Annotated in this window: 10 protein-coding genes; 6 read left to right on the top strand and 4 right to left on the bottom strand. The window is 62.1% G+C overall.

Annotated elements, in window-relative coordinates; all coding sequences use genetic code 11:
* Positions 1-7 precede the first annotated feature (7 nt).
* The gene (locus tag LG30_RS0115165; protein WP_033131540.1) at positions 8-4861 is read right to left on the bottom strand and encodes an alpha-2-macroglobulin family protein; all 4854 of its coding nucleotides are present in this window, start codon (positions 4859-4861) and stop codon (positions 8-10) included.
* Positions 4862-5421: 560 nt separating this feature from the next.
* Here LG30_RS0115165 and LG30_RS0115160 point away from each other — a divergent pair.
* The 5 genes from LG30_RS0115160 to LG30_RS0115140 are packed head-to-tail and all read left to right on the top strand — an operon-like array spanning position 5422 to position 10532.
* Complete coding sequence (locus LG30_RS0115160; protein WP_238566442.1) at positions 5422-6459, top strand: AI-2E family transporter; 1038 nt, start codon at positions 5422-5424, stop codon at positions 6457-6459.
* Between the two features lie 4 nt (positions 6460-6463).
* On the top strand, positions 6464-7990 hold the full coding sequence (locus LG30_RS0115155) for an efflux transporter outer membrane subunit (RefSeq protein ID WP_033131538.1): 1527 nt from the start codon (positions 6464-6466) through the stop codon (positions 7988-7990).
* A complete protein-coding gene (locus LG30_RS0115150) occupies positions 7983-9077 on the top strand; it encodes an HlyD family secretion protein (protein WP_033131537.1) in 1095 nt (364 codons plus the stop codon). Before LG30_RS0115155 ends, LG30_RS0115150 begins: the two co-directional genes overlap by 8 nt.
* Before the next feature lie 8 nt (positions 9078-9085).
* Positions 9086-10111, top strand: coding sequence for a DUF2955 domain-containing protein (locus LG30_RS0115145; protein ID WP_033131536.1), 1026 nt, complete (start codon positions 9086-9088; stop codon positions 10109-10111).
* A gap of 1 nt (position 10112) precedes the next feature.
* On the top strand, positions 10113-10532 hold the full coding sequence (locus LG30_RS0115140) for an ion channel (protein WP_033131535.1): 420 nt from the start codon (positions 10113-10115) through the stop codon (positions 10530-10532).
* 116 nt (positions 10533-10648) lie between these two features.
* Here the strand turns inward: LG30_RS0115140 and LG30_RS0115135 are convergent, their stop codons facing one another.
* The 3 genes from LG30_RS0115135 to LG30_RS0115125 all read right to left on the bottom strand — a co-directional run bounded on the left by LG30_RS0115135 (position 10649) and on the right by LG30_RS0115125 (position 13650).
* Positions 10649-11809, bottom strand: coding sequence for an MFS transporter (locus LG30_RS0115135; protein ID WP_274518505.1), 1161 nt, complete (start codon positions 11807-11809; stop codon positions 10649-10651).
* Positions 11810-11954: 145 nt separating this feature from the next.
* Positions 11955-12971, bottom strand: coding sequence for a sugar phosphate isomerase/epimerase family protein (locus tag LG30_RS0115130; protein ID WP_202963163.1), 1017 nt, complete (start codon positions 12969-12971; stop codon positions 11955-11957).
* Positions 12940-13650 carry a UTRA domain-containing protein gene (locus tag LG30_RS0115125; RefSeq protein WP_033131532.1) on the bottom strand — a complete coding sequence of 237 codons (711 nt, stop codon included), beginning with the start codon at positions 13648-13650 and terminating at the stop codon, positions 12940-12942. The genes LG30_RS0115130 and LG30_RS0115125 overlap by 32 nt, the downstream gene beginning before the upstream one ends.
* A gap of 401 nt (positions 13651-14051) precedes the next feature.
* Between LG30_RS0115125 and LG30_RS0115120 the strand changes: the two genes are divergently transcribed.
* On the top strand, positions 14052-16537 hold a 2486-nt coding region (locus tag LG30_RS0115120), incomplete at its 3' end, for a sensor domain-containing phosphodiesterase (RefSeq protein ID WP_033131588.1).

Raw genomic sequence — 16537 nt, 5'->3', positions numbered from 1 at the left:
GGACGACTTATTCAGAGATGATCACCTCGTGAATATCCTGCCCCACCGCCCTAAGCTCGGGGCGATACATATCCTCCACCTGGGTTGGCGGCACCTGATAGCGACCCGGCGTCACCGCCCGCATCAGGTAGACCAGTTGCTGATTGCCCCCCGCGCTCAGATCCAGCGCCGCCGTGTAGCGATCGTCCCGGAACTCCTGATGCTTGAGGTAGTCGTTCCAGTCGCTCTGCCAGGCCGGCTTGCCTTCAATCTTCAGCTCCTCCAGCTTGATGCTGTTGCCAAGGGCCGGGTTCTCCAGCTCGAAGCCCGCCGGCAGCATCTCCACCAGCAGGGCGTCGGGCACCGCCTGTTCGCTCGCCACGTTGAGCCGCACCACAACGAGATCGCCGACCCGTGCCTTGGCGGGATCGAAACGCTGGCCATCGGCATTGAACCAGCTGCGAGTCACGCTCATGCCCTGGCTGATGCGGGTGGGTGCCTGTGTCGGGTAGCCTATCAGGGTGCGCTGCACATAGAGGGAGCCCTCGCCCTGATTGTCGACGCCGGTGACGGTCAGCGCATCCGGGGCACCCAGCTGCCGACTCATCTGACCGGCGAGGGGCTGCTCGCCGCTCGCGCTCTCCACCCTGGCCTGCCAGTCGACGGCGGGGTCGACCTGAGCCAGGCGCAGCAGGGCGAGCCGCTCCTGGGTGCTGAGCCACTGGCGATGGGCCAAGGTGTCGGCCAGCTTGGCGCTCAAGTCAGGCCAGCTCGCCTGCGCCAGCTTGTACTGGCGCAGCAAGGCGAGCTCGAGCGCTCCGTCCCGCAGCGGCGAGCCGTAATCCGCGAGATAATCCTCCCCGCGCGGGGTCGCCAGCGCCCGGCCGAGGGCCAGGGCACCGTTCTGCTCGTCCCCCATGGCCGACAGGGCCAGGGAGAGGTGCAGCAACGGCAGACCGGAGCGGGCATGATCCGCCTGCTGCTCCCAGATGAGCCGTAGGGTAGAGAGCGGCGCCTTGCCCACCCGTGCCAGCACGAAGGCGCTGTAGGCCTGATAGGCCAGCCGGCTGTGCTCGGGGGCACTGCTCCAGCGCTCGCCGTACTGGCCATCGGTGAGATAACTCTGCAGGCGACCCAGCGCCTGGCTCAGCATGGCCTCGGGCACGGCTTCCCCGGCTTCCTTTCGGGTCAGCAGATAATCGGCGGCGTAGGCGGTGAGCCACTGCTCCTCGTCGGAGCGCCCATCCCACAGACCGAAGCCGCCGCTCGGCAGTTGCAGCCGTTGCAGGCGCTGCAGCAGGGCCCGCTGCACCTCGGCCTCACTCATCCCCTTGGCCGGCCCGGGCAGATCCTTGGACCAGGCCTCGCGCTCGGCGGCCGTGCTGAGCTGATAAGGCCAGGCACGGGACAGGGTCTGCTCCAGGCAGGCATAAGGGTACTGGGCCAGGGCCTGCCACTGGGCCGCCGGATCCCAGGGGGGCGTGCCGGAGAGGCTGAGCAGCCCCTGCAGGTTGGCAGGATCCAACCCCGCCAACTCGCCCGGGGCGAAGTTCATCTGCTGGTTTGGCGCCAGCATCTGATAACGCTGACGAGTCTCGGCCGGCCAGGGGGAGCGCAGGGGCAGTGACCATTCGCGGTTCACCGCAAAGCCTTTGCCGCTGGCCGCCAGTTGCAGGCTGGCTACCCCGCTCGCCCCGCTGACATGCAGCGGCAGAGTGAGCCAATGCTCCTCGCCCTGCTTCAACGCCAGCGTGGTTGGCAGCTCGGCGCCCGCCTGCAGGCCACCACTCAGGGTCCAGGCCAGCGACAGGGTCTGATCCTCGCCGCTCATGTTGCGCAGTTGCACCAGGGCACGGGTCTCATCCCCGCGCGCACCGAAGCGTGGCCAGCCTATCTCGGCCACCAGGGGCGACACCACCTTGATGGCCCGCTCGGCCTGACCCACTTGCTGCTCATTCCAAGCCAGCGCCATCAGCGCCAGCTCGCCGTTGAAGTTCGGCAAGTCCAGCGGTATGACCGCCTTGCCGTTCTCATCAAAGCTCACCTCACCGCTCCAGAGCGCGGCGACCTCGACCCGGCTCTCCAGTGCCCCGCCCTTCTTGAGGGTCGGCGCGTCGCCGCCGTAGTTGAGGCGGGCCAGCTTGCCATCCTGGGGCGGGATCACCTGGCCATAGTTATCGAACAGGTCCTGGGCGAAGCGCTTGCGACCAAAGAAGATCTCGAAGGGATCCAAGGGCTGGTAATCGCTGATATTGAGCACTCCTCTGTCCACCGCCGCCAGCACCACCCGGCCCCGGCTGTTCGGGGTCGCGCTGACCGCCACCTCGAGCCGGGTGAGCGGCACCGCCTTGTCCGGGGCACTCAGACTGAGCGGCAGCCGACGCGCCTCCCGATCGAGCACCAGCGGCACCAGCCCGACCGAGCGCAGGCCCTGCACCTGCTTGCTGCCGGCGCCCTGGCTGCCCATGGCCACCGACTCGCTATCGGGAGCCGCTATCTGGGCCGAGATATGCAAGTCGTGGCGCAGCCAGTCGGGACTGACCGGGATCTCGAACTCGCCGCGCCCCTCCTTCAGCTCGATGCGCTGCCACCAGCGCAGGCCGCCGCCATCTTCCACCAGCAGCAGTCCCTTGCCGGGACGAGGGGCCACCAGGGTCACCCTGGCCTTGTCACCAGCCTGATAGGCACGCTTGTCGAGGCTGATGGCGATCTTGTCCGGGCGCGCCTGCTCGCCACCGCCGCCCCAGGCATAGCTGCCAATCTCAACTCTCAGGCTGGATTGGTGGCCCTGACTGTTCTCCACCTCGAGACGATACCAGCCCGCCGAGAGCGGCAGGCTCAAGGCCGTCGGCCCCTTGCCATCGAGCTGCAGAGTCTGCTCCTGCTCCAGATAGGGCTGGGGATTGTATTCATACTTCCAGCCCTCCCCGCCCGCGTAGTGCCAGTAGTAGTCCCGGTATTCGTTGATGAGGCGCACCTTCACCTCTCCCGCCACCGGTTGCCCCTGCTCATCCAGGTTGAGGATCTGGAACGGCAGCGGCCGGCCTCCCTCCACTCTGTCGGCCACGAAGTCAGCCTTGAGGGCCGGCCACTGGCTCCCCGCAGGCCAACCGAACTGGGTGCGACTGCGATTGACCGCCCGGCCACCGGGTTCGGACAGCGACACCCGATAATTCACTTCGAGTGGCCCCAGAGCCTTGAGGTCCTCCAGCTGATCCGCGAGGGCAACACGCCCCTGCCCTTGCTCATCCAGGGTCAGGCTGACGGGCTCCAGCTCCTTGACCTGTTCGATGAGCCGCACATCCCCCAGGGTGAACTCCTGCCACTGGGTGAAGGGCATGAGGGCGCGACTTATCTTCACCTCCGCCTTGGCCTTGGTGCCGCTGGCAGGGGCGCCATAGAGATAATCTCCTTTAAGAGGCAGCGTCAGCGCATCGGTGTCGCTCAGCAGCTCCCCATCCGGCCCCTTGCCCAGCTGGAGCTTCAACCGCTCCGGCAGAAACTCCTCCACCAGGAAGGGCCACTCGAAGCGGCTACCGGCGGCGGTCTTGAGGATGATGTTCCAGCGCCCAAGCGGGGCATCGTCCGGCAGGCGCACGCCATAGTGCGCGGCGCCGAGGCTATCTGGCAGCAGTCGCCGCTGCTCGAGCAGCTGGCCGTCCGGTTGCTTGATCTCCAGCTCCACCGCCATGCCCGGCAGCAACTGGCCATCCTGCCCCTTGAGCAGGATCTCGCTGTCGAGCCGCTCGCCGGGACGATAGAGATCCCGGCCGCTGAACAGATAGAGCTGCTGGGCCTGCCAGGGCTGGGTGCCCAGATCGAAGGAGGAGAGATCCAGCGCAGCGCCGTCGAGGCGCAGCACGGCCAGGTGCTTGCCCTGCTCGGCCAGCAACAGGCGGGCCCCCTGGATCTGCTCGAAGCGGCGATGACCCTGGACGTCCGTGGTGTGCACCTGCAGCCGGTTACCCTTCTCATCGAGCAGGGAGAGCTGCACATCCTTGAGGGGGGCGGCGCTGGCCAGGGAGCTGACGAACACCTCCAGCTGATCCGGGTAGCGACGGGCACTGAGCCCCATGTCGCTCACCGCGAAGTAGGTGGTCTCCTTGCGCCAGTTGTAGTTGCCAAGGGGGGACATCACCGCGAAATAGACCCCGGCCTCCGCCAGTTGCGGCTCCTTCACGTTGATGAGACGGGTCTCGCGGCGGTTCGGATCGAGCGCCAGGGCGTAGCGGCCGCTGAACACCCGTTTGGCCCGCGCACTGACCTGCTCCAGATCCCAGTTGCCCATGCCCGCCCCCGGCTTGTATTCCGCCAGAAAGCGCGGCAGATAGTCGGCCTCGATGCGGAAGAAGTCGATATTGACCTCGTCCACGTTGACCGCGCTGATGGGCAGGCGCAGCTCCTGACGCAGCGGCAACACCATGCCGCTGGCGGTGAAAGAGGCCCCCGCCACCAACGGCCGGGTCTTGATGGTCCAACTCTGGGGGGCGGGCCCCAGCCCCGCCTTGAGGGTCACCTCGTAGCTTTTGTCGGGGGCAACCTGCGGGAAGTAAAGAGTGCGGCCATCCTCGGCCAGGACCCAGTCTCCCTGCACCTGCTTGCCCCCCTCGCTCACGGCGAGCCAGCGCTGCCAGCTGCTGCGCGGTGAGAGCGGGGCCGAGAAGACCAGCGCCAGCGCCGGTGCATCCCGGTATTGGCGAGCACTGGCCTGACTGATCTCGCTCGGGGCGCCGCTCTCTTGCTGCGCCGCAGACGGCGGACTGGCCTCAGTCGCGGGCTCTGGGCCGCAACCGGCGAGCAGCACAGCAGTCAGCAACAGGGCTGACCAAGGACGGCAGGCATAGGAGGCACGAGGCAGGGGTTTGGGCTCGAAAAGGCGCATAAGTTTCATCCCGGGTGGAGTCGCCGCTGACGCAGCTCAGGAGCCAATAGAATATAGGGTTTCCCATGAATACACATCCATGACAGGGATAATGTCGTGCAAGAGGTATATTTCAGCACATATATCTACCCATAAGAGTGATATTGGCGTAACCCATTCGAGGCTTATTAATGGATAACTATTTTATATATACCTTTATCCCCCGTTTTCTGAACCCAAGCTAAACTGGGAACAACAGTTCACTTGTGTGGTATGCGAGGACTCTTTATTCTCTAGCCCCACTGGAACTGTTGCACCAATCAACCTAATATCAAACGGTTAAGTCATTTTTTAAAAACTTGACGTCTGTGCCATCAATGAAAAGAAGGCATGGTGCAATACCAAGGCGCACCCTCAATGTTTGAACTCAAGTTCATTTATTACTGCGCAACCTTTACTTGCTGGCTCGGCTTTTGTCGGGCCAGAATTGTTGTGCGCTCATCACCTGTTGGAGTGATACCAGAATGGAAATTAATGATCTTGCCGTAGTCGAAAAAAGACTGGTTGCCAGATTCCTGGATATGTTCATCAAGTTTGGTCTTATCCTGGCCTTGGGATCTTTCTGCTTCACCGTGTTCTCCCCCTTCATGAACATGATGCTGTGGGCCCTGATCCTGGCGGTTACCCTCTATCCCCTCCACCAGCGCTTCGCCGCGCGCCTTGGCGGGAAACAGGGCAAGGCATCGACCCTGCTGGTATTGCTGGGAATACTCTTGATCGTGGCTCCCACGGTTGCCATGGTCAGCTCGCTGGGTGACAGCGTCAGCACCCTGGTCGACAAGGTGGACAACAACACTCTGGTGATCCCGGCCCCGTCCGCCGACATCGCCAACATTCCGCTGGTGGGTGCCAAGCTGCACGCCATCTGGCTGAAAGCCTCGGTTGACTTGCCAAGCCTCATCATCAGCTACAAGCCGCAGTTGGGGGATCTTGCCAAGCAGGTCGTCGGCATGCTGGCCAGCATGGGCGGTGGCTTGCTGGGCTTCGTCGCCTCCTTCATCGTGGCGGGGATCATGATGGCCTGGGGTGCCCCGGGCGCAGTGAGTGCCAACCGCATCGCCATTCGCATCACCGATGAGCGCAAGGGCAACGCCCTGACCAAGCTGTGCACCAGCACCATACGGGCGGTGGCGCAAGGGGTGATCGGCGTGGCCTTCATCCAGGCCTTGCTGGCCGGCATCGTCATGTCGCTGGCGGGGATCCCGGCCGTGGGCATCTTCTTCATCCTGGCCCTCATCCTCGGCATCGCCCAGGTCCCCGTCATTCTGGTCACCGGTCCCATCATCGCCTACATGTGGATGGCAGGGGATCACGGCACCCTGGTCAACATCATCTACTCGGTGCTGCTGGTCATTGCCGGCATGGCAGACAACGTGCTCAAGCCGCTGCTGCTGGGGCGCGGGGTCGATGCCCCCATGCCGGTGGTGCTGCTTGGCGCCCTTGGCGGCATGGCAACCAGCGGCATCCTCGGTATGTTTATCGGTGCCACCATGCTCTCCATCGGCTATCGCATCTTCATGGCCTGGGTCAACGAAGGCCTGGCCACTGCGGAAAAATAACCCCATGGTCATCGCTCTTCCCTCTATGCGCCCCCTGTTCACAGGGGGCGCATGCCTGTTGCTCAGCGCCTGTACCGTGCTCGGCCCCGACTACCAGACACCCCAAGTCAAGGAGATTACTGACTGGCACAGCGCCAGCGAGAGTCAGAAAACGACCGCAGCCGCCGACTATCGTCTGTGGTGGCACCAACTCGGGGATCCCGTGCTGAGCGCCCTGGTGGAAGAGGCCCTGAAGAAGAATCCGGACGTGCGGATCGCGGGTCTGCGCATCCTCGAGGCCCAGGCCCAGCTCGGCATCGCCGAGAGCCTGCTCGGTCCCCAGGCCACCATAGGCACCGCCGAGTTACTGCAGGCGGGTCAGACCCGCAACGGCCACAGCAGTGCCGGCAGCAGTTATGGCGCGGGCTTCAATCTCGGCTGGGAGCTCGACTTCTGGGGCAAGTTCCAGCGCGGCATAGAATCGGCTGACGCCAATTACTTCGCCACTCTGGCCCAGTATGACGATGTCCAGGTGCTGATGATTGCCCAGGTGGCCCAGCTCTATGTGAGCATCAGAACCGTCGAGGCCAGACTCCAAATCGCCCATGAGAACGCCCGTATCCAGCAGCGCAGTCTGGAGATCACCGAGCGGCTGTTCAAGAGCGGCAACAGCGCCGAGCTGGATGTGCAACAGGCCAAGACCCAGTATCTGGGCACTCTCTCTGGCATACCCCAGCTCGAAACCAACTTGCGCCAGAGCCAGAATGCCCTGAGTACCCTGCTCGCGAGGACACCGGGCCCGCTGCCCGAGATGGCCGCCAACACCGGTCAGATCCCCCAGGGCAAGCTCGCCCTGGTCGCCGAGATGCCGGCCGACTTGCTGCGCCGCCGCCCCGACGTGCGGGTCGCGGAGCGGCAACTGGCTGCCCAGTCGGCCCTGATCGGGGTGGCCGAGAGCGATCTCTATCCCTCCATCACCCTGCTCGGCACCCTGGGAGTTAGCGCTACCGGTGGCGACAGTGGCACCTTCTCCTGGGCCGTCGGTCCCTCGCTAAGCTGGAACCTGCTCGATCAGGGGCGGCTCGGCAACCAGATCCTGGTGCAGGATGCCCGCTTCCAGCAGTTGCATGAACGCTACCGCGATACCGTGTTCAAGGCCGCCCGCGAGGTGGATGATGCGGCCGTAGGCTACGCCAACGGCCAGGATGAGCTCGCCTTGCTGACCCAGACCGGTGAGGCGGCCCGCCGTTCACTGGACATCGCCAACACCCAGTACCGCGAGGGAATGGCCGACTTCCAGCGGGTACTCGACTCCCAACGCGCCCTGTTCAACCAGCAGGAGCGCCTGGTCAACAGCCGTGGTGCCCAGATGCGCGATCTCATCACGCTCTACAAGGCGCTGGGTGGTGGCTGGGAGCAGGGACGATCGCGCCCCCTGGTGACCCCGGAGGTGGAAGCCCAGCTGCGCGCCCGCGCCGACTGGGCTCCCCTGCTCGACGCAACCCGGCCTCAGCCTCAAACCCAGCACCAGAAGGTAACATCGAATGACTGACAGCAATGTTTCTCCCGGTCAGGCCAGCAGCCGCGCCACTCTCGGGCTGCTGGGCTTGATCGCCCTGCTGCTCGGCTGGTATCTGCTGGCCGACCGGCTCACCCCCTACAGCTCCCAGGCCCGGGTGCAAGCCTTTGTGGTCCCCGTCGCCGCCGAGGTATCCGGCCAGATCAAGCAGGTCTATGTGCGCGACAATCAGGACGTGTCGGCAGGGGCCTCCCTGTTCGAGATCGATCCCGAGCCCTACGACATCGCCCTCGCCAAGGCGCGCTCCGACTACCAGACGGTGCTCAGCAGCGTCAAGGCGAGCGGTGAAGGCATCAAGGCCGCAGAGGCAAGCCTGCAGGCCATGCGCGCCGCCTATGACAATGCGGCCAAGGATGCCGACCGCCAGGAGCGCCTCTATCGGGAAGATCCGGGTGCCATTTCGGTCCGTCGCCTCGAGGTCGCCCAGGCCACCCGCGAGACGGCCAAGAGCCAGGTAGCCGCGGCCGAGGCCGACGTGCGCCGCGCCATCGAGGCTGCTGGGGTGAACGGTGAGAACAACTCCCAGCTGCTCAGCGCCCGCTCGGCGGTACACAAGGCGGAGCTGGATCGGAAGAATACCCTGGTGGTGGCGCCCGGTAGCGGCCTCATCACAGACCTGAGTACCGACGTCGGTCAGTTCATCGGTGCCGGCGCACCGGCCATGACCCTGATCGCCATCCACGACGTCTGGATCTCCGCCGATCTGACCGAGAACAACCTGGCCAACATTCAGCCTGACGATGAGGTCGCCATCCTGCTCGACAGCCTGCCCGGTCGCATCTTCAAGGGCAAGGTGCGCAGCATCGGCTACGGGGTAGGTGATGGTCAGAGTCAGCCGGCGGGGTCGCTGCCGACGGTGGACAACAACCGTGACTGGCTGCGCCAGGCCCAACGCTTCCCGGTCAAGGTCGCCTTCACCGAAGACGATCTGCCACCGGTTGCCGCGCTGCGGGTCGGCGGTCAGGCCGACGTGCTGGTCTATGCGGATGAGGGCGGGCTGATGAACCTGTTGGGCGCCCTCTACATTCGCCTGATGAGCCTCTGCTCCTTCCTGTACTGATGAGCCCTATGCATAACGGAGATCGTGCGGTACTCAGGATTGGTGTTGGCATCGCGCTCGCCACTCTGATCTGCTATGGGCTGGCCCTGCCCATGCCACACCTTGGCTGCATCATGGCCTGGGTGGTGCTGTGCCGCCCGGGGGAACCGCTCGCCCTGCGCAAGGGGCTGGTCGGGGGGCTCATGCTGCTGGCCATCATGGTCGGTGGCGTCTTGCTGGTCCCCCTGCTGACCCACTATGCCCTGGCGGCCGTGCTGCTCATCGCCCTGCTGCTCTATCTGCTGATGCAACAGTCGATGGCCGGCAAGGGAGCCTCCGCCATGCTGCTCATCATGGCCATCACCGTGATCCCGGTGGCGGGCCTCATCGAGCAGACGCTGGCCATCTCCATCGCTCAGATGATGGGAGTAGGGATCCTGATCGGTACCCTGGTCAATCTGCTGAGCCATGGGCTGTTCCCTCCTCAGCCCACGGCCGCCGTGGCGGGCAAGGCCCCCTCTCGCCCCGAGCAGCCGACCCGGCTGGCGATGCGAGCCGTGGTGATAGTGCTGCCGGTCTGGCTGCTGGCACTCGGCAACCCGGCATTCTACATTCCCGCCGTGATGAAGACGGTGGCGCTCGCGCAGCAGAGCACCTCAATCAATGCCAAACACGCGGGCAAGGAGCTGGTGCTGTCGACCCTGATGGGTGCCCTGCTGGCCTTTGTACTCTGGATGGGGCTCAGCATCTGGCCCTCCCTGCTGATGCTGGTGCTGATGCTGGGCCTGATGACCCTCTGGCTGGCCAGGCGATTGGTGCGGCTGGTACCGGGCCGCTTCCCGCCCTCGTTCTGGAGCAATGCCTGGATCACGGCGCTGATCCTGTTTGGTCCGGCCATCGAAGACAGTGCGACCGGCAAAGATGTCTGGCTGGCGGCCGCGATGCGGTGTGGCCTGTATCTGCTGGTGGCCGGTTATGGCTGGTTGTGCATCGTGACCCTAGAGCGCTGGTGGCCCGTTGGCCGACCGGCGGCAGAAACACAGATAGGAGAGTGATATGTTATCTATTTTGCTGGTCGGCCTCCCCGTGATCCTGGCCAATATGCTGCTGCAATCCCTGGTATCCGTCGGGGGTATTCGCTTCTATATCAATCACTTCCATGAAAGGGAAGGGGTGCTGGCCGGGGTGTTGGCCCTGTTTGGCATCATCATCATAGTGCTGACGGGCAACCTGCTGCAGATCACGCTCTGGGGCGCCCTGTTCCTGTGGCTGGGGGAGTTTGCCACCCTGCAGGAGGCCATCTATCACTCCGGGGTCAACTTTGCCACCCTGGGCTATGGCGACATCGTCATGAGCGCACAGTGGAAGCTGCTTGGCCCGCTGGAGGCGGTCAACGGCGCCCTGATGATCGGCCTGTCCGGCGCCAGCATGCTGGCGGTCCTGCAGCATCACATTCGCAAGCAACTCGGCCAGTAGTGCCACGAATAGTGCCTCTCGCCGGGCGCTCGAACACATAAAAAGAGGGGAGCCAGTGGCTCCCCTCTCTCATTTCAGGTGGCTTGGAGCCGACCGCTCGCCCCGTGCTCCTAACCTCAGCTCGCGGTGATCTGTTCGGTCGCGGTGACAGTGTTCTTACGCTTGATTTCACGCACCAACATAGTGGAGATGACGGTCCCGGCGAAGGCGAAGCAGGCCATGATGCCGAACACTATCTGATACCCCAATAGACCACTGTATTGATCCAGCAAGTGGCCATAGAGGCTGAAGCAGAACATGGCCGGGGCATAGCCGATGAAGCTGCCCATCGCCATGGCGGAACCGATGTGATCTTCCTTGATCCTGGCCTCGCCGATGGGGGCGAAGAAGACAGCGCGCTGGGTGAACACCACGGTCCCAAAGCCCAGGGTGCAGGCCATGCCGAGGTAGACGGACATCTGCTCGTGGGGCAAGACGATCAGCAGGCCGAGCATGACGGTGCTGACCATGAAGCTGTAGCAGAGATAACGGCTGGGGGACTTCAACACTTTGTCTGCGATGATGCCGCCGATGGGGCCCCCCACCATCTTCAGGCAGTACTGGTTGATGATGCCATAGGCGCCGACCAGGGCCACCGGCAGGGCGTAGATCTTGCTCAGGAAGGGGATGAAGAAGGTCAGACCGCAATAGACGGAGTAGACGCAGAAGATGTTGAGGGCGATGAGCCACACCAGCTTGTCCTTGAGCACCGACGAGAGGTCGCCGGTACGCGCCTCCTTCTGCGCGACCCCGGTCTTCTCCTCATCGTTCATCAGGAACAGGATGCCAATTCCCACCACTATCACTATGCAGGAGTAGAAAAGGATACCGGCCCTGAAACCGCTCAGGCCACTGCCGAAATAGGCGAAGACCCCCAGCGCACAGAAGGCGACCACGGTGTCCACCACCCCACGCCCGGTCTCAAAGAAACCGAACAGCCGCCCCTGCTGGGTGTTGTCCCCCAACAGGCTGACCGACTTGAGAAGGACCGGCCAATTCAACATGTCGCAGGTCACGCCAAACAGGGCCCAGATCAGCAGGATGCTCCAATATCCCGGCATGCTCGAGAGATATAATCCCAGGAGACCGGTGGCTATCAGAGAAATAGCCATTGTATATTTTTTCGGCAATTTATCGGCAAAATAAATAGAGAAGAAAAAACCCATGGTTGCCACTATGGAGTTGACCGACATGGCATTGCCTATCTGCCCATTGGTTAAATTAAAGTATTCCTGCATGGGGATATAAAATGCATCTTTCAGGGATGGCAATTTATAGATAGTACCGCCGCACAGCGTGAGCAGGCTGAAAAGAGCCCATCTCTTCTTGGTGAGCATAATAGTGTCTCTTGTTTTATATTATGGGTAGGGAACGTGCTTTTTATTAATTCAGAATGGTTTCGGCTTGAGTGACCAATTTTTTCAGGACGGCCCTGACATGTTCTATCTGGCGAATGGCATCCTGTTTTTCCTGGATCAGACGGGCTGATAACAGTTCGGGGGCCGGCAAGGGGGTCTCGCTCATTTCACGCCACGGGATCCAGGGATCATTGCCCTCGTCGCTGAAACGAAATGCCGGTGCATAATAATCCACTTCTTCTTCCAATCCGTAGGCGAGCACCTGCGGCGTATCGTCCCCCAGACAGATCAGCTGTTTCAACAGCTCTTCAAATGGCATATCCCCGGTCCCGGACGCACAGGCAATATGACCGAGGCCGGTCCCCTCCGGAATGATCTTGGCATCCTTGATATGCACGTGGGCGATGTGGGGTGCCATGATCTGCAACGCCGCGAGAGGCTGCTCGTTGGCGTTGATCATGTTGCCAAAATCAAATAACAGGGAGAGGGAGTCGACGCCACTTTCCTGTACTAGCTTCACCAGCTCGCCTGACTTCAGATCCTCATGCTGCTCTATGGTGAAGGACAACTCCCGATGGCCGTGCTGTTGCCGAATATGTGCCAAATCATCCCTGATACGCGCCAATACAGTCGACAGATGCCCCTCATAGCGAGGATAGAAACGCAGTGAGGTGGCGCCTATCTTCTCGGCGACGGTGACGGCCTCGTCGATCTCCGCCGGTGCGGAGGAGCTGATCTCCAGGTTGATATCCAGTCTCAGCTGCTCGGCCTTGCGGCGAAAAGCCGCCAGTTCCTGGTCGCTCAGGTACTTCAGGGAACGGCTCTCTCCATCCAGGATATGGATCTTGACCCCGCGCAGCCCCTGCTGATGAGCAATGTCCAGTAGATCAGCTGGCAAGATCTGCTCCAGGCGCATGTTCATATGGAAAGAATATGCGTGCAGATAGAGCGGCAGCGATGCCTGCCGCTCAAGGATTTTTCTGGCCTGACTTGCGTTCATATTTACAACCTCACAGATGAATAACAAAATCCACAGACTCAAAACGCCAATATTCGATATCGATATGGACCACCACACCGTCCTCATTGGCCCTGTGCTTTTCGACGAGAATGGCGGGCGAACCGGGAGCACAACCCAGATGCCGGCAAATATCCGCACCGATCCGGACGGGACTGAAGGTCAGATGTTGAGTCCTCACCGTCTGGGTGAAACGGGTTTGCCACAGCGTCTGCAAGGAGTCGTTGCCGATATGATCGATAAAGTCGGGGGCATATTCGGGATGAATATAAGTCTCATGATAAAATACCAGGTGATCGTCCAGGGCGCCCCAACCAGTAATCTTATAAATGGATTTCCTCTCTTCGCCGAAAAAAATAGTGGCGAAACGCGCCTCATATTCAGCAAGGATTTCCTTGCTTAAATATCCCCAACTGGGAACACGTCCCTGCTCCTCGGCGGCAATGCGAAAGCTGGACGAAGATTTTGGATTATAAATAAAGCGGGCGGGCGTCATAAACCAGCCACGGCGATCCTTTCTAAAAATGACTGAATCTGATTCCAGGCTCAATAATGCCTGCCTGAGCGTCATCCGCTTCACATTGAGCGCTTCACATAATGCTCGCTCGGATGGCAGCTTGCTACCGGCAGCCAGCCGGTGATCGGCTATCCATTTATCCAGCGCTACTTTAGCGACTTCGACGGTATATATAGTGTTTGACATCACGCCCTTATAAATTGGTTTAAACCAGATTCAGAAACAGTACTCCCTCGCCCCCGTAGCCGGCAACAGCGACCCGAGGTCATGGTGTCAAAATGTGATTTCACTCTCAGTGCCGATGGGATTTGAGCCCAGATGGGAGGAGCAATACTACCAGAGAAGCTTCCATCGAGGCCTCTCAGGCTCTTGTCAGAAGCGGAGAGACAAGATTTCCGTCTGGACGCCGGTTCAGCCCGCTCAAACCGAAGACTCATGCCTCGAGAGACGTGACAAGGAAGCGCCCTGGCAGACTTTTGGACACAAGCTCGACAGCGCCCGCACTTCCTATGGCGTGAAATTTCGTTTGGACCGGTTTTGCAGTATTCTTGGCCGCAGATAATTGCCCAACAGGATAGTGCCCGTTCATGTCGTCTACCGCGCTCAGTCATCTCCCGACCGCCAGCCAGGCGCCGCTGTTCTTTCGCCTGGATACCCGCAGCCAACGGCTGGTCGCCCTGACCGATGTGATGCAGACACCGCTCCACTGGCTCGATGAGCCAAGAGACGCCTGGCCGGCCCAGTTGCCGGATGCCTTGCGCCAGCCCATAGAGCAGCGGCTCGCCAGCGGCCAAGGCGGCAAGCTGCTGCTGCGCTTTGCCGATCTGCAGTGGCACATCTCCCTTTCCCACGAACAGGATGCTTTCTGGCTCATCTGCCTGCAGACCCAGCGCCAGGAGAGCGCGGCCAACCTGTCGCTGCAACTGCCGCGCCTGAGCCAGATGGCCAGCCAGCAACAGTACGCCGCCATGCTGGAGAGCCTCAAGGAATGCCTCGGCGCCGATCGCCTCATCCTCTGGCACTACCAGGCCAATGGCCCCCTTGGTAGCGAACAGCTGACCCCGGTCTTCACCCTGGGGGTTGAGACGCCGAGCGCTATTCGAGGCGATAGTCGCTATATCCGCGCCCTGCGCACCCGCGGCGCCCTGAGCTTCTCCGAGGCGGCCCATCAGCCCATGCTGAGCCAGCATTACTATCTGGCTGATGCCAATGTCTGCTCCCGCCTGGATGGCGCCTTGCTGGAGCAGGAAAAGCTCATCGGCGTACTCAGCCTCGAATATACCGAGACGGTCCTACCGAGTGAGGAGACGCTGCAACTGGTGCGCCACTGCGCCCGGCTGCTGGGCCACTGGCAACCGGAGCCACTGGCGGCCGAGACAGTGGTCATCTCCCTGCCCGCCGACGAGCTGAGCTGCAAGACCGGCAACGACTATTGCCGTGCCCTGCTCGGCTGGGCCATGGCCAGTTGCGGGGCCCGCATCGGTTGGATCGGTGAATTTCAGCCCCGCGGTCAGGATCTCTGGATCATCCCGCGCTGCGTCCTGTCGGGGGAGACCTTCTCCACCGTCAGACCCATCCGGATGGACATGGGCCCAGGCCGGGAGATCTTCCAGCACGGCCAGAGCCTCTACGTAGATGACCTGCCCCTGCGCTACCCCCAGGCCAGCAAGTTGCTGGCCCTCGATGCCAGGGCCTATGTCGGTATTCCCCTCCATGGCCCAAGTGGCGCCCCTCTGGGCCAGCTCACCTTGCTGCTCGATGGGTCACTCGCCGATCCCATGCCTCTGCTCGACGCCCTCGACAGCCAGCGTGAGCGGGCCGCCATCGAGCTGCAACGCCTCGCCAATGACGATGCCCTGCGCCTGGCCGAAGTCGCCTTCAATACCCACGACGGCCTGCTGGTGATGGATCACAGCGGCATCATTCTCAAGGTCAACGACTCATTCAGCCGCATCACCGGCTTTGAGAGGGATGAGGTGATCGGCCTTCACATCGGTGCCCTGCGCCCGACCTACTACGGTGACAGCCTCAAAGATGACGTCACCGCCGCCGTCAACGAGCAGGAATACTGGCTCGGTGAGGAGCAGTGCCTGCACAAGGCTGGCCAGCTCTTCCCGGTGCGGCTCATGGTGAGCGGCGTCAAGGATGAGGCCGGCGAGATCAGCCATTTCGTCTGCAGCTTCCACGACATCACCAGTGAGAAGGAGGCCGCACGCCACATAGAGCGGCTCGCCTATTACGACGATCTGAGCGATCTCTACAACAGGCGCAGCCTGAACGACATCATGCAGCGCACCTTGCAGAGCCCCAGTGGACAATGGGGTGCCTTGCTGCTGCTCGATCTCGACAACTTCAAGTCGATCAACGACTCCCTCGGCCACGCCTGCGGCGATCTGCTGCTGCAGGCCGTGGTGGCGCGGCTCAAGTCCCTGCCACAGGAGAACCTGGTGTTGGCCCGGACCTCGGGGGACGAGTTCGCCCTGCTGTTCACGGCGCTCGGCCAGGGTTATGTCACCGCCAAGATACTGGCGGAGCATTTCGCCCGCGAGCTGATGGGCATCTTCCGCAATCCGTTTGATATCGGTGATCACAAGCTGCACTGCAGCGCCTCGGTGGGGATCAGCCTCTTCTGCGGCGATGACAGGGATCACCTGATCCTGATGCAACAGGCCGACACCGCCGTGCACATGGCCAAGCGCGCCGGCCAGGGCAACTATGTGTTCTTCAGCGAGGCCATGGCAGAGAAGGAAAAGAACAAGCTCTCCCTGAGCAACCAGCTGCGCGATGCCCTGCGCAACAACGAGCTGGTGCTGCATTATCAACCCCAGTACAGGGTCGACAACGGCAGTCTGTCCGGGGTGGAGGCCCTGCTGCGCTGGCAGAAAGCCGACGGCACCATGGTGCCCCCCGGTGAGTTCATCCCCATCGCCGAGGAGACCACCCTCATCCAGGAGATCGGCTATTGGGTGATGAAGACCGCCTGTGCCCAGTACAGTTTCTGGCTCAACAACGGTCTCACCATTCCCCATCTGTCGGTCAACGTCAGCGCCCGCCAGTTCCACACCGCCGGCTT

The organism is Aeromonas aquatica (assembly GCF_000764655.1).
In the GTDB taxonomy this organism is placed as follows: domain Bacteria; phylum Pseudomonadota; class Gammaproteobacteria; order Enterobacterales; family Aeromonadaceae; genus Aeromonas; species Aeromonas aquatica.
Note: the sequence above shows the minus strand (reverse complement) of the source record. Positions and strands in the feature narration are given on the sequence as shown.